This is a genomic window from Streptomyces sp. NBC_00654, from assembly GCF_026341775.1.
GTDB lineage: Bacteria > Actinomycetota > Actinomycetes > Streptomycetales > Streptomycetaceae > Streptomyces.
This window is the reverse complement of sequence record NZ_JAPEOB010000001.1, coordinates 807563-820934: the sequence shown is the minus strand read 5'-3', so window position 1 is coordinate 820934 and position 13372 is coordinate 807563. Positions and strand designations below refer to the sequence as shown.

General features: G+C 70.7%; 14 protein-coding genes. 8 read left to right on the top strand and 6 right to left on the bottom strand.

Annotated features, from left to right (window positions below):
• The first annotated feature begins 8 nt into the window (after positions 1-8).
• Complete coding sequence (locus OHA98_RS03530) at positions 9-1151, top strand: NADH-quinone oxidoreductase subunit D (protein WP_266922631.1); 1143 nt, start codon at positions 9-11, stop codon at positions 1149-1151.
• A 27-nt stretch (positions 1152-1178) separates the two neighbouring features.
• Here the strand turns inward: OHA98_RS03530 and OHA98_RS03525 are convergent, their stop codons facing one another.
• The 4 genes from OHA98_RS03525 to OHA98_RS03510 all read right to left on the bottom strand — a co-directional run bounded on the left by OHA98_RS03525 (position 1179) and on the right by OHA98_RS03510 (position 5026).
• A complete protein-coding gene (locus tag OHA98_RS03525; protein ID WP_266922630.1) occupies positions 1179-2246 on the bottom strand; it encodes a hypothetical protein in 1068 nt (355 codons plus the stop codon).
• A 242-nt stretch (positions 2247-2488) separates the two neighbouring features.
• The gene (locus OHA98_RS03520; RefSeq protein ID WP_266922629.1) at positions 2489-3463 is read right to left on the bottom strand and encodes an ABC transporter substrate-binding protein; all 975 of its coding nucleotides are present in this window, start codon (positions 3461-3463) and stop codon (positions 2489-2491) included.
• Between the two features lie 117 nt (positions 3464-3580).
• Positions 3581-4255: an ABC transporter permease gene (locus OHA98_RS03515; protein ID WP_266922628.1), complete on the bottom strand. Its 675-nt coding sequence runs from the start codon at positions 4253-4255 to the stop codon at positions 3581-3583.
• Positions 4256-4258: 3 nt separating this feature from the next.
• Complete coding sequence (locus OHA98_RS03510) at positions 4259-5026, bottom strand: ABC transporter permease (RefSeq protein ID WP_266922627.1); 768 nt, start codon at positions 5024-5026, stop codon at positions 4259-4261.
• 141 nt (positions 5027-5167) lie between these two features.
• Between OHA98_RS03510 and OHA98_RS03505 the strand changes: the two genes are divergently transcribed.
• Positions 5168-6349 carry an ABC transporter ATP-binding protein gene (locus OHA98_RS03505; protein WP_266922626.1) on the top strand — a complete coding sequence of 394 codons (1182 nt, stop codon included), beginning with the start codon at positions 5168-5170 and terminating at the stop codon, positions 6347-6349.
• Between the two features lie 28 nt (positions 6350-6377).
• Here the strand turns inward: OHA98_RS03505 and OHA98_RS03500 are convergent, their stop codons facing one another.
• Positions 6378-7499, bottom strand: a complete 1122-nt coding sequence (locus OHA98_RS03500; RefSeq protein WP_266922625.1) for an esterase family protein — start codon at positions 7497-7499, stop codon at positions 6378-6380.
• Between the two features lie 143 nt (positions 7500-7642).
• Here OHA98_RS03500 and OHA98_RS03495 point away from each other — a divergent pair, with 143 nt between their 5' ends.
• The 6 genes from OHA98_RS03495 to OHA98_RS03470 all read left to right on the top strand — a co-directional run bounded on the left by OHA98_RS03495 (position 7643) and on the right by OHA98_RS03470 (position 12548).
• Positions 7643-9472, top strand: a complete 1830-nt coding sequence (locus tag OHA98_RS03495; protein WP_266922624.1) for a phosphatidylglycerol lysyltransferase domain-containing protein — start codon at positions 7643-7645, stop codon at positions 9470-9472.
• A gap of 93 nt (positions 9473-9565) precedes the next feature.
• Positions 9566-10363, top strand: a complete 798-nt coding sequence (gene folP / locus OHA98_RS03490) for a dihydropteroate synthase (protein WP_266927685.1) — start codon at positions 9566-9568, stop codon at positions 10361-10363.
• Positions 10360-10833 (top strand): nuclear transport factor 2 family protein, encoded by a 474-nt coding sequence (locus tag OHA98_RS03485; protein ID WP_266922623.1) that lies wholly within the window; start codon positions 10360-10362, stop codon positions 10831-10833. The genes folP and OHA98_RS03485 overlap by 4 nt, the downstream gene beginning before the upstream one ends.
• A 191-nt stretch (positions 10834-11024) precedes the next feature.
• A complete protein-coding gene (gene folB / locus OHA98_RS03480; protein ID WP_266922622.1) occupies positions 11025-11384 on the top strand; it encodes a dihydroneopterin aldolase in 360 nt (119 codons plus the stop codon).
• Positions 11381-11992: a 2-amino-4-hydroxy-6-hydroxymethyldihydropteridine diphosphokinase gene (folK, locus tag OHA98_RS03475; protein ID WP_266922621.1), complete on the top strand. Its 612-nt coding sequence runs from the start codon at positions 11381-11383 to the stop codon at positions 11990-11992. The genes folB and folK overlap by 4 nt, the downstream gene beginning before the upstream one ends.
• 73 nt (positions 11993-12065) lie before the next feature.
• Positions 12066-12548, top strand: coding sequence for a DUF3180 domain-containing protein (locus OHA98_RS03470; RefSeq protein ID WP_266922620.1), 483 nt, complete (start codon positions 12066-12068; stop codon positions 12546-12548).
• Between the two features lie 69 nt (positions 12549-12617).
• Here OHA98_RS03470 and folE read toward each other — a convergent pair whose 3' ends face one another.
• Positions 12618-13223: a GTP cyclohydrolase I FolE gene (folE, locus tag OHA98_RS03465; RefSeq protein WP_266922619.1), complete on the bottom strand. Its 606-nt coding sequence runs from the start codon at positions 13221-13223 to the stop codon at positions 12618-12620.
• Positions 13224-13372 lie beyond the last annotated feature (149 nt).

The window sequence follows — 13372 nt, the reverse complement described above, 5'->3', positions numbered from 1 at the left end:
TGTCCCGCATGACGGAGACGACAGTCGGCATCGGCGGCGCGGCGGAGAGCACCGACATGGTGCTCAACATCGGACCGCAGCACCCCTCCACGCACGGCGTCCTCCGGCTGCGGCTCGTCCTCGACGGCGAGCGGATCCAGCACGCCGAGCCCGTCATCGGCTATATGCACCGCGGCGCGGAGAAACTCTTCGAGGCCCGGGACTACCGGCAGATCGTGATGCTCGCCAACCGCCACGACTGGCTGTCCGCGTTCTCGAACGAGCTGGGCGTCGTCATGGCCGTCGAGCGCATGCTCGGCATGGAGGTCCCGGAGCGCGCCGTCTGGACGCGCACGCTCCTCGCCGAACTGAACCGGGTCCTGAACCACCTGATGTTCCTCGGCTCCTACCCCCTCGAACTCGGCGGGATCACCCCGGTGTTCTACGCGTTCCGGGAGCGCGAGGAGCTCCAGGCCGTGATGGAGGAGGTCTCCGGAGGCCGGATGCACTACATGTTCAACCGGGTCGGCGGGCTCAAGGAGGACCTCCCGGCGGGCTGGACGGGCCGGGCCCGGGAGGCCGTCGCCTCGGTCCGGTCCCGGATGGACGTCTACGAGGACCTGGTGCTCGGCAACGAGATCTTCCGGGGCCGTACGCGTGATGTGGGGGTGCTCTCCGCCGGGGCGGTGCACGCCTACGGGGTCTCCGGGCCGATCGCCCGCGCCTCGGGGGTCGACTTCGACCTGCGGCGCGACGAGCCGTATCTCGCGTACGGCGAACTCCAGGACACTCTGAAGGTCGTCACCCGCACCGAGGGCGACTGCCTGGCCCGCTTCGAGTGCCTGCTGGAACAGACGGTCAACGCCCTGGACCTGGCGGACGCATGCCTGGACCGGATGGCGGACCTGTCGCCCGGACCCGTCAACCAGCGGCTGCCCAAGGTACTCAAGGCCCCGGAGGGCCACACCTACGCCTGGACCGAGAACCCGCTCGGCATCAATGGCTACTACCTGGTGTCCAAGGGCGAGAAGACCCCGTACCGGCTGAAGCTCCGGTCCGCGTCGTTCAACAACATCCAGGCGCTCACCGAACTGCTGCCGGGCACGCTGGTCGCGGACATGGTCGCGATCCTGGGCTCGCTGTTCTTCGTCGTCGGGGACATCGACAAGTAGTACGGCGACCGAACGGCGACCGATCCGCTAGGAGATGGCGGTGCGCAGCTCCGCCACGTCCAGCTGTTCGGTCTCGTCGTGCACGGTGAGGTCGATGACCTTGCCCACGGCGCGGTTCTGGCCGGTGCCCGTGCGGTGGGCGGCCAGTGCCTCCTCGCCGACCACGTCCGCGAGGTCCTCGTTCTGCACGGCCTCGATCGCGGCGCCGGACTTCTGCGTACCGAAGAAGTCGAAGCTGCCCTGCGGGACCAGGTGCCGGCGCGCGGCGGCGTACGGAACGACGGCCGAGGCTCCCGGGGCGGTACGCGGAACATGGACGGGCGCGGTGGACGCCGGGGGGAGCTGCTGCGGCGCGGGCAGAGCGGCGGGCGGACGGCGGTGCTGGTGGCCGCCCGTACCGGCAGCCGGCTCGGCAGTCGGACCGGCTGCCGGGCCGTTCACGGGCGCCGTGTCCGCGCCGGTCGCGCCGGGCGCCGTCCCCGCGCCTGTCGTGAGCTCCCGCTTCCTGGCCTGCTCGGCGGTGCGGCGGGCCTCCTGGAGCGCGGCGTTGCGCGGGAGGTCCGCAAGGGCCTGGGCGGCGCGCAGATACGCGCCCGGGGTCGGCGTGGACCGGGCGGCGGGCAGCGCACGCGGGGTGGCGGCCGCTTCGATCGCGAGCTGCCTGCGCCCCTCCAGTGCGCTGGCACGCTCGGTCTCGGCGTTCGCGTACCGGCGCAGCAGCGCCGCGTGCTCCCCGCGCAGTCCGGCCAGCTCCACGCGCTTGCGGCGCAGCTTCGTCTCCAGCCGGGCGCGCAGCTCGCGCGCCTCCTCCAGGTCCTGCTCCAGCTCGGCCGCCCGCTCCTCGGCGCGCCACTCGTCGCCGGCGCGCGCCCGCGTCAGTTCGGCGACACGCAGTCCGGCGGACCGGTCCCAGCTGCGCATCAGATACGCGCCGGTGACGGCGGCGGCGGCCACGGCCGCCACCAGTCCACGCAGGACCAGGGGTTCGGCCAGCAGCCAGGCGCCGGCGGCACCGACGACCGACACTCCGGCCACCGCCGAGGGCGGCAGGATTCTGTGAAGGGGTGGCGAATGGCGGTGGCGTCCACGTGGCATGGCCTGAAATTTACCGTGTGTACGGGCGCCTTGGGGGGCCACCCGGGAATCTGTTCCCCGCCGGTTACCTCACGCCCCGCCGAAGCACTTCCGCGACGTCCCGAGAAGCCGGAAAAGCACGGGCCGGGCGTCCGGTATCGAGTTCGTCCGGACGCCCGGTACGGAGTTCATCCGGACTCCCGGTACGGAGTTCGTCCGGGCGCCCGATTCCGGTTCATTCGGGCGCCCGTTCCGTCACCCCGTCACTTCTTGATCAGGCCCTTCGCCTGCAGATACTCCTTGGCCGCGTCCTCGGGCTTGGCACGCTCGGCATCGACCTTGCGGTTCAGTTCCGCCAGATCCTGTGTGGTGAGTGTGTCGGTGAGCTTCCCGAGCGCATCGGCGATGTCCTGGGCACCCGCGTCCTTGGCATTGAGCACCGGAAGGATGTTGTCGGCGTTCTGGAGCTTCTTGTCGTCCTCCAGGAACACCAGCCCGTCGAGCACCGCGTCCGTGGTGGTCGTCAGGACCAACTGGTCCTTGCCGTCCTTGACGGCCTGCTTGGACTGCGGGGTGCCGACGCCCTTGGGGTCGATACCGGTGACATCAATGCCGTAGGTCTTCTTCAGTCCCGGTGCGCAGAAGGGCCTCACCGCGCACTCGTCGCCCGCCGCGATCTTCACTCCGATCTTCGACGCACCAAGATCGGAGAGCGTCTTGAGCTTGTTCTTCCCGGCGAATTCCTCGGAGACCGCGAAGGCGTTCTGGTCGACGGCCACACCGGCCGGAAGCACCTTCAGCCCGAGCGGGGTGGCGAGCTTCTCCAGTGCCGCGACCGTGGCCGTGGCATCTCCGGAGGCCACCGGCTTCTTCTCGGCCTCCTTGGCCCCGTTCACCTTGGCGTTGAGGAATTCGGCGATCGTGGCGGCATATTCCGGTACGACGTCGATCTCGCCCTTCTCCAGCGAGGGTTCGTACAGCTCACGGTTCTTCACCGTGGTGATCGAGGTGCTGTAGCCGGAGTCCGCCAGGATCTGCGCGTACAGCTCGGCGAGGACCTTGGACTCGGTGAACGAGGCGGAGCCCACGACGAGCGAGCCCTTCTTGTCACCCGAGCCGGCCGCGTTGCCGGAGCCGCTCTTCTCCTTTTCGAGGCTGTCGCCGCCGCAGGCCGCGAGCGACCCGGCCAGGGCCACCATGCCGATGACCGCACCCGCTATGCGCGAGGTCCTGCTCATGTTGTTCTCCGTCCAGACAGAAGAGGGTGAAGAGGGTGAAGTGAGTGGCGGACCAACAGACGGCGGCCGTGCCGGACGCGTCGCGCGCAGGCGGTGCGGGCACGGCGCCGCACGGCGTCAGACGGTCCGGCGGCGGCGCAGCGGGGACAGCAGCCGGTCCAGGGCGACCAGCACCCCTTCCACCAGCAGGGCCAGCAGGGCGACCAGCACCGCACCGGCGAAGACCTGCGCGGTGTCGTACGTGTTGAATCCGGCGGTGATGATCCGGCCCAGGCCACCGAGGCCGACCATCGCCGCGATCGAGGCGGTGGCCACGACCTGGACGGCGGCGGACCGCAGCCCGGTCATGATCATCGGGTAGGCCAGCGGCAGTTCGACCCGCAGGAAGAGCTGACCGCCGGACATCCCCATCCCGCGAGCGGCCTCCACCACCGACCGGTCCACCTCCGTCATCCCGACATAGGCGTTGGTCAGCAGCGGCGGCACGGCGAACAGCACCAGGGCGATGACCGTGGGGAGATAGCCCGAGTTGCGCAGGGGCGTGACCATGAAGAGGGCCAGGACCGCGAAGACGGGTATCGCCCGGCCCACGTTGGAGATGTTGACCGCGAGCGCACCCCCCTTGCCGATGTGGCCCAGATACAGGGCGAGGGGCAGGGCGATGGCGCAGGCCACCGCGAGCGCCACCCCGCTGACGTACAGATGCTCACCGAGCCGGTGCGCGGCCCCGTTCTCCCCCGACCAGTTGGACCCGGTGACGAGCCAGGTCCAGGCGTCTGCGACGACTCCCACGGGTCAGCCCGCCTCCACCTTCGCGACGGCGGACGGCCCCACCGCACTCCTCGGTCCCACCGGACCCCCCGGGCCACCGGCCCCGTCCGCCGGGCCCGCCGTCGTACGTATGCGGGTCCAGGGCGTCAGCAGCCTCTGGAGCCCGAGCAGCAGCAGATCGGCCGCCACCGCGAGCAGCACACAGAGCACCGACGCCGTCAGCACCTGGGCCTTGAAGAAGCTCGGCAGCGCGTCCTCGATGAGATTGCCGAGCCCGCCCTTGCCGACGAGTGAACCGACGGTCGTCAGCGCGACCGTCGACACCGTGGCGATGCGCAGTCCCGCCATCAGCGCGGGCAGCGCGAGGGGCAGTTCCACCTCCCAGAGCAGCCGGGCGGGGCCGTACCCCATGCCCCGGGCGGCGTCCTTCGCCTCCTGCGGAACGGCTTCGAGCCCGGCCAGGATGTTCCGTACGAGAATGGTCAGCGAATAGAGCACCAGCCCCGTGACGACCAGCGCCGCGGAAAGCCCGAACAGCGGCAGCAGCAGCGAGAACATCGCCAGCGACGGCACCGTGTAGAGCACGGTCGTCAGCCCGAGCACCGGCCCGGCGAAGTGCCGTCCGCGGCGCGCGAGCAGCGCCAGCGGAAAAGCGACCGCGAGGCCGATCAGCACCGAGACCACCGTGATCCAGATGTGCTGCACGGTCGCGTCGGTCAACTCCTGGCTGCGGGAGCGCAGATACTCCCCGCAGATCCAGTCGTTCGCCACCAGGCAGTTCTCTCCGGCCATCCGTCCCCCACCCCCTGCTTTCCTTCACGTTGCCGCCCCGAACACATGTCTGGCGAGCCTATCCTCGACCACTGACAATCGCCGAGGCTGTCGCATTCCGGCAACATGTCCTTCACAGAACGCCCGTCACCATGGGGAATCATGATCCGTTTCGAGCACGTCACCAAGCGGTACGCGGACGGCACCACCGCCGTCGACGACCTTTCCTTCGAGGTCGCCGAGGGTGAACTGGTCACGCTCGTCGGACCTTCCGGATGCGGTAAGACGACCACCATGAAGATGGTGAACCGGCTGATCGAACCGACCGAGGGACGGATATTCCTCGACGGGGACGACATATCCGCCATCGACCCCGTCCGGCTCCGGCGCCGGATCGGCTATGTGATCCAGCAGGTCGGCCTCTTCCCGCACAAAACGGTCCTGGAGAACACCGCGACCGTGCCCCATCTCCTCGGCTGGAACCGCGGAAAGGGCCGTGCGCGCGCCGCCGAACTCCTCGACCTGGTCGGACTTGATCCTTCCGTTTATGGCGGCCGTTATCCGGAGCAGCTCTCCGGCGGACAGCGCCAACGTGTCGGTGTGGCCCGCGCATTGGCCGCCGACCCGCCCGTACTGCTGATGGATGAACCTTTCGGGGCGGTCGACCCGGTCGTCCGTGAACGGCTCCAGAACGAATTCCTGAAACTCCAGGCACAGGTCCGGAAAACCGTGCTGTTCGTCACGCACGACATCGAGGAGGCCGTCCGCCTCGGCGACCGGATCGCCGTCTACGGACAGGGCCGCATCGAGCAGTTCGACTCCCCCGCCACCGTGCTCGGCGCGCCCGCCACCCCGTACGTCGCGGACTTCGTCGGCGCCGACCGCGGTCTGAAGCGGCTGTCGGTGACACCGATCGAGGAGAGCGACCTCGACCAGCCGCCCGTCGTCCACCTCGACGACCCGCTCACCACGGCCACCGAACGGCTCCGGGCCGAGGGCGCGCGCTGGGCGGTCGTCCTGGACGGGCAGGACAATCTGCACGGCTGGATCTCCGCCACCGGCACCGCCTCGGCCGGCGGCCGGGGCACGGTCCGCGAGCACGCCCGCCGCATGGAGGCGTGGCTCCCGCTCGGCGCCCCGCTCAAGCAGGCCTTCGCCACCATGCTCCAGCACGACGCGGGCTGGATCGCGGTCATCGACGAGGAGAGCACCGGCCGCTTCCTCGGTGTCCTCACGCCGGCCCGGCTGCACGAGGCCCTGCGCCGCTCGATCGACGCGGACGCCCAGGACCTGCCGCGGGCCGAGGTCGCCGTGGAGACCGTGGCGAGGGTCAGCGCCTCCTGACGGGGCGTCCGCCCTCCTGCCGCGGCGGTCAGTTCTCGCTCAGCCTGCCGCTCATCCAGTCCAGGGCCGAAGGGATCTCCCGCCGCCAGGTGTTGAAGTTGTGCCCGCCGCTGTCGAGCACGATCGAGGACACCCGCGCGGGAGCCTTCACCCGCTTGATGAAGTCCTTGGTCCCCCTGAGGTTCCCCTCGCCCTGACGTGACGTCGTGACCAGGAAGGACCCGCCGGCCGGGGGCCGGTTCTCCAGGGTCCACAGCAGGTCGGCCCGGTTGCGCGCCGCCTCGTCGCCGTGGAACAGATCGCCCGTCGTCGGGTCCTCGGCCGCCTTGTAGTACGCGGACAGCCCGGCGCTCACCGAGAAGCGGTCCGGGTGGTGCAGCCCGATCTTCAGCGCGCAGTAGCCGCCGGTCGAGTTGCCGATGATGCCCCAGTTACGGGCCCGCTTCCCGACCCGGTACGACTCGGAGATCGCCCGGGGCAGGTCCTTCGCGAAGAACGTCTCCGTCTGCGGTCCGTCGGCGATGTCCACGCACTCGGTGTCCCTGGGCGGCGCCACCGTGGGCCGCAGCATCACCAGGATCATCGGCTGCGCCTTGCCCGCCTTCACCCGCTCCAGTGCCGTCTGCGGGTAGCGGAGCCCCTTGAGCAGGTTCTCGGCCGTGCCCGGGTAGCCCGTGAGCACGACGACGGCCGGGAACTTGCGCCCGGCGTAGGCCGGCTGGAAGTACTCCGGCGGCAGATAGACGTACGCCGGGCTGTCGATGCCCGAGGCCCGCCCGGAGACGACGACCTTGTCGATCCGCCCGCCCTTCGTGGGCCGGCTGCCGCCCGGCACGTCCGGCGTCTGGGTGCCCACCCGGACCATGTTCCCGGGGGCGGCCGAACCGGGCGCGTGGTCGGTGACCACGCCCAGGTCCTGCTGCTGCCCGAAGAGGTCGGCCCAGGAGCCGTAGAAGAGGAACGAGTTGTTCGCCATCAGGCCGACCGAGACGAACACCGCCACCTGGGTCGCCAGCAGCAGCCCGATCCGGCCCGCGACCGCGCGGACGCCTCGCCGCGCCAGTCGCGGCCACAGCCAGATCGTGGCGGCGAACAGCAGGACGGCCAGTGATGCCGCCAGCGCCAGAACTGCCTTGCTGGTGAGACCCATGAGTGAAGTAGAGCTTTCTGTGCAGGAAATTTCCGGAATGCGGAGGAACCCACTCCCCGGAAGCCTCGTCCTAGAGGGCGCACATCGTCCGTAGGGGCTTCGGCCGACGGACCTAACAATCTCTCGCGGAGCCACGGGAAGCGATGTCTGTCACGCTAGATGGGGATAAATCAGGGTCGGTTCCGCAACGTGTACGCAAGTTCGTACGCGGGCCGCGCCCCGAATCCATACCTGCCCTGGTCGGCAGCGCCTGCGCCGTCGTCGGTCTGATCGATGTCGCCGCGGGTATCTTCCCCCGATTCCGGCACAGCCGGATGCACACGGTCGCCGAGGTGCTCCCCGGCGCCCTCGGCCCGTTCGCCGCGGCGCTCTCGCTGAGCGCGGGCCTGCTGCTGCTCCTGCTGGCGCACGGGCTGAAGCGGCACAAGCGGAGGGCCTGGCGGGCCGCCGTCGTCCTGCTCCCGGCGGGGGCCGCCGCGCAGTTCGCGTACCGTCACTCGGTCGTCGGCGTCCTCGTCTCCCTGACGCTGTGCTACCTGCTGGTGCGCCACCGGAGTGAATTCCGCGCGCTTCCCGACCCACGGAGCCGTTGGAGGGCACTGGCCAACTTCGTGCTGCTCGGCGCGGGTTCGCTCGTGCTCGGTCTGGTCATCGTCAGCGTCCACCCCGGCCGGGTCGTCGGGAACCCGTCCATCGCCGACCGCCTCCAGCACGTGATGTACGGGCTGTTCGGCTTCGAGGGTCCCGTCGACTACGCCGGACGGACCTCCTGGACCGTGGCGTACTCGCTCGGCGCCCTCGGCCTGCTGACCGCCGTCACCACCGTGTACCTCGCCTTCCGCCCCGAACACCCGGCCGCCCGTCTCACCGAGGACGACGAGGCCCGGCTGCGCGCGCTGCTGGAGCGGCACGGCGGCCGCGACTCGCTCGGCCACTTCGCGCTCCGCCGCGACAAGGGCGTCGTCTTCTCCCCCAGCGGCAAGGCCGCCGTCTGCTACCGGGTGGTGTCCGGGGTGATGCTGGCCAGCGGCGACCCGATCGGCGATGTGGAGGCCTGGCCCGGCGCCATCGAACGCTTCATGGACGAGGCGAAGGCCCACTCCTGGACCCCCGCCGTGATGGGGTGCAGTGAGACCGGCGGCGAGGTCTGGACCCGCGAGACCGGTCTCTCCGCCCTGGAGCTGGGCGACGAGGCGGTGGTGGACGTCGCGGATTTCTCCCTCGCCGGGCGGGCTATGCGGAACGTGCGCCAGATGGTCAAGCGCATCGAACGTAACGGTTACGAGACCCGGGTCCGGCGCGTACGGGACATCGGCGACACCGAACTGGAACGCATCCGGGCGGCCGCCGCCGACTGGCGCGGCACCGACACCGAGCGCGGCTTCTCCATGGCGCTCGGCCGGATCGGCGACCCCGGCGACGGCGACTGTGTCATCGCCACCGCCCACCTGGCCGGCTCCGGCCCCGAGGAGTCCCCGTACGGGGACCTGAAGGCCGTGCTCCACTTCGTGCCCTGGGGGCGCGACGGAATGTCCCTCGAACTGATGCGCCGCGACCGCTCCGCCGACCCCGGCATGAACGAGCTGCTGATCGTCGCCTCCCTCCAGGCCGCCCCCAAGCTGGGCGTCACCCGGGTGTCGCTGAACTTCGCGATGTTCCGCTCGGCACTCGCCCGGGGCGAGCGGCTGGGAGCGGGACCGGTGCTGCGCTGCTGGCGCGGGCTGCTGATCTTCCTCTCGCGCTGGTTCCAGATCGAGTCGCTGTACAAGTTCAACGCCAAGTTCCGGCCGCGCTGGGAGCCCCGCTTCGTCGTCTTCCGCACCAGCCGTGACCTGCCCCGCATCGGCTTCGCGGCGATGCAGGCCGAGGGCTTCGTGAACCTCTCGCTGCCCCGGCCGTTCCCGGCCCGTCGCCCCCGCCCGTGCCCTCATCAGGCCCAGCACGGCCAGGAGCCCGGGGTACGCGCGGCGTGACCGGCCGCCGTACGGGCCTACGCTGGTCGTATGAGTACGTTGCGCGGACGGGGCACGGTGCGAGGCCTGCCGGAGTGGGACCGCTGTGCGGTCATGGGAGTCGTCAACGTGACCCCCGATTCCTTCTCCGACGGGGGCCGCTGGTTCGACACCAGGGCCGCGGTCAAGCACGGCCTCGACCTGGTGGCCGAGGGCGCGGACCTGGTCGACGTCGGCGGTGAGTCGACCCGGCCGGGCGCCAGCCGGGTCGACGAGTCGGAGGAGCTGCGACGGGTGGTCCCCGTCGTGCGGGGGCTGGCCGCCGAGGGGGTCACCGTCTCCGTGGACACCATGCGTGCCCGCGTCGCCGAACAGGCCGTCGCCGCCGGTGCGGCCCTGGTCAACGACGTCAGTGGTGGCCTCGCCGACCCGGACATGGTCCCGGTCGTCGCCGCCGCCGGTGTGCCGTTCGTCGTCATGCACTGGCGCGGCTTCAGCGAGTCCATGAACAGCCGGGCGGTGTACGAGGACGTCGTCGCCGAGGTCGTCGCGGAGCTGCGGGAGCGGATGGACGCCGTGATCGCCGGCGGAGTGGCCCCCGAACGCCTGGTGATCGACCCCGGCCTCGGCTTCGCCAAGGACGCCTCCCACGACCTCTCGCTCGTCGCGCACCTGGGCGAGCTGCGCGCCCTGGGACGTCCGCTGCTCGTCGCCGCCTCCCGCAAGCGGTTCCTCGGCCATGTCCTGGCCGGGCCGGGCTCCGCCCCGCCGCCGGCCCGTGAGCGCGACGCCGCGACCGCCGCGGTCTCCGCCCTCTCCGCCGGGGCGGGCGCCTGGGCCGTCCGGGTCCACGAGGTCCGGGCCACCGCCGACGCCGTGCGGGTCGCCCGTGCCGTGGAGGGAGCCGCGTGAACGACGACCGGGCACAGGCCGCCGAGGACATCGCGGAGGTCGAGCAGGCCAACACGGCCTTCTACGAGGCGATGGAACGCGGGGACTTCGAGGAGCTCTCCGGCCTCTGGCTGCCGGGCGAGGACCTCACCGTCTCCTGCGTGCACCCGGGCTGGCCGGTACTGACGGGCCGCGGCGAGGTACTGCGCAGTTACGCGCTGATCATGGCGAACACCGAGTACATCCAGTTCTTCCTCACCGATGTCTCCGTCGCCATGACCGGCGACACCGCGCTGGTCACCTGCACGGAGAACATCCTGAGCGGCGGTCCGGCCGAGGAGGGCAACTCCCTGGGCCCCCTCGTCGGACAGCTCGTCGTCGCCACCAATGTGTTCCGCCGCACATCCGACGGCTGGAAGCTCTGGTCGCATCACGGCTCTCCCGTACTGACCGAAACCGGTGAGGAGGAGGACGAGGAGAACCCCTCCTGAGCGGGTACCCGCCCGGTGGGGGTTGGGCTCCGGAGCCACGGGGTAGGGGCGGCTACCAGCCCCGTGAGGTCCTGTCCATAGCCCCCACGGGCGAGCACTGTCGGTGCTCGCAGGTAGATTCGAAGGAAGGCACATCGCCGCCCGCACGCGGTCGTGTGCCTCGACGACCAACGACAGCAGGAGTGATTCGCGTGGATCGTGTCGCGCTGCGCGGCCTCAAGGCCCGTGGGCACCATGGCGTCTTTCCCCGGGAACGGGAAGAGGGCCAGACCTTCATCGTGGATCTGGTGCTCGGCCTCGACACCCGCCCCGCCGCGGCGGCCGACGACCTGTCGCGCACCGTGCACTACGGCGTGGTCGCGGAAGAGGTCGTCGACGTCGTCCAGGGCGAACCGGTCGATCTGATCGAGACGCTCGCCGAGCGCATCGCCCAGCAGTGCCTCACGCACGAAGGAGTCCAGGAAGTGGAGGTGATCGTGCACAAGCCGGACGCCCCGATCACCGTCCCCTTCGACGACGTGACCATCACCATCACCCGGAGCCGAGCATGACTGCGTTTTCCACCGAGGGGCAGAGCGACCCGACCGTACAGCCGGTCCCCGCCGCCGTGGTCGAGCAGGTGGACGCCGCGGACATCACCCTCTCCAACCCCAAGCGGGCGGTGCTCTCGCTCGGTTCCAATCTGGGCAACCGCCTGGAGACCCTCCAGGGCGCCATCGACGCGCTGGAGGACACCCCCGGCCTCCGGGTCAAAGCGGTCTCCCCGGTCTACGAGACGGAGCCCTGGGGCGTCGAGCCCGGCTCCCAGCCCTCGTACTTCAACGCGGTGGTCGTCGTGAAGACGACGCTGCCCCCGTCCTCCCTGCTGGAGCGCGGTCAGGCCATCGAGGAGGCCTTCGACCGGGTTCGCGACGAGCGCTGGGCACCGCGCACGATCGACGTCGACATCGTGTCGTACGCCGATGTGGTCTCCGACGACCCGACGCTCACGCTCCCCCACCCCCGCGCCCACGAGCGGGCCTTCGTGCTCGCCCCGTGGCACGACGTGGACCCCGGGGCCCAGCTGCCCGGTACCGGAGCGGTCGCCGACCTGCTGGCCGGGGTGGGACGCGAGGGCGTACTGCCCCGTGGCGATCTGGAACTCCGGCTGCCCGAGTAGTCGTTAGGCTCGAAGGACACGGGCCGCCTGGAGGCGGCCGGACCAGCAACGGCGGCGAAGGGCGGCTCACGCGGTGAAGCAACTACGGCTCAGGGTGCTGGCGGGCCTCTTCGCCGGCGCCGGGGTGCTGTCCTGGGGCGTGGCCAGGCTCTGGGACTCGCTGGACTCCCTGCCGAGCGTGCCGCTGGCCGCCCCGGTCGTGCTCGCGGTGATCGCGGTGGTCCTGCTCGCCACGGCGCTCTCCATCCGCGCCCGGCTGCGCGCCCAGCGCGAGCGCCGGCCGGGAGCGAAGGGCGTCGAGCCGCTGATGGCCGCCCGCGCGGTCGTCTTCGGCCAGGCGAGCGCGCTGGTCGCCGCTCTGGTCGCCGGGATGTACGGCGGCGTGGGCATCCACCTGCTCGGCTCCCTCGACATCCCGCCCCGCCGCGACCAGGCCATCTACGCGGGCCTCGCGGTGGTGGCGGGTATCGCCGTCATCGCGGCCGCGATGTTCCTGGAGCGGGTCTGCCGCCTCCCCGAGGACCACGACGACGACAGGAGCACGGCCGCCGCGTGAGCGGCCCGCCGTGCCCCTGTCCCCTTCGCTGCCTCTGCTGAACCGGCCGCGGGCCGGAGCCGTACCGCGTCAGCGCGCCATGATGAGGCTCATCGCCTCGGCGCGCGTCGCGGGATCGCGGAGCTGACCGCGTACCGCCGAGGTGATCGTCTTCGCGCCGGGCTTGCGGATGCCCCGCATCGACATGCACATGTGCTCGCACTCGACGACGACGATCACACCGCGCGGCTCCAGTATCTGCATCAGCGAATCGGCGATCTGCGTGGTGAGGCGCTCCTGGACCTGCGGGCGGCGGGCGTAGACATCGACCAGCCGGGCCAGCTTCGACAGGCCGGTGATCTTCCCGGTGGTCGCCGGGATGTAGCCGACATGCGCGACACCGCGGAACGGCACCAGGTGGTGTTCACATGTGCTGAACACCTCGATGTCCTTCACCAGCACCATCTCGTCGTGGCCCAGGTCGAACGTGGTCGTCAGAACGTCCTCGGGCTCCTGGTAGAGGCCCGCGAATATCTCCTTGTACGCACGTGCCACCCGCCCCGGCGTCTCCCGCAGGCCCTCACGGTCCGGGTCCTCGCCGACCGCGATGAGCAGCTCGCGTACCGCCGCCTCGGCCCGCTTCTCGTCGAACTCGCCGATCGAACCCTCGCCGTCCAGCGTCACCGGGTCGGTCATCTGTGCCTCGTTCCTCTGTGCTGTCACAAGCGCGGGCTGCGCAAACCCCGCAGGCATACGGAAAAGCCGCGCCCCCACAGGCTAAAACCTGGGGGGCGCGGCATCCATTCCGGGCCCGGCGGGACCCTCATGACAGGGGTCACACCGGA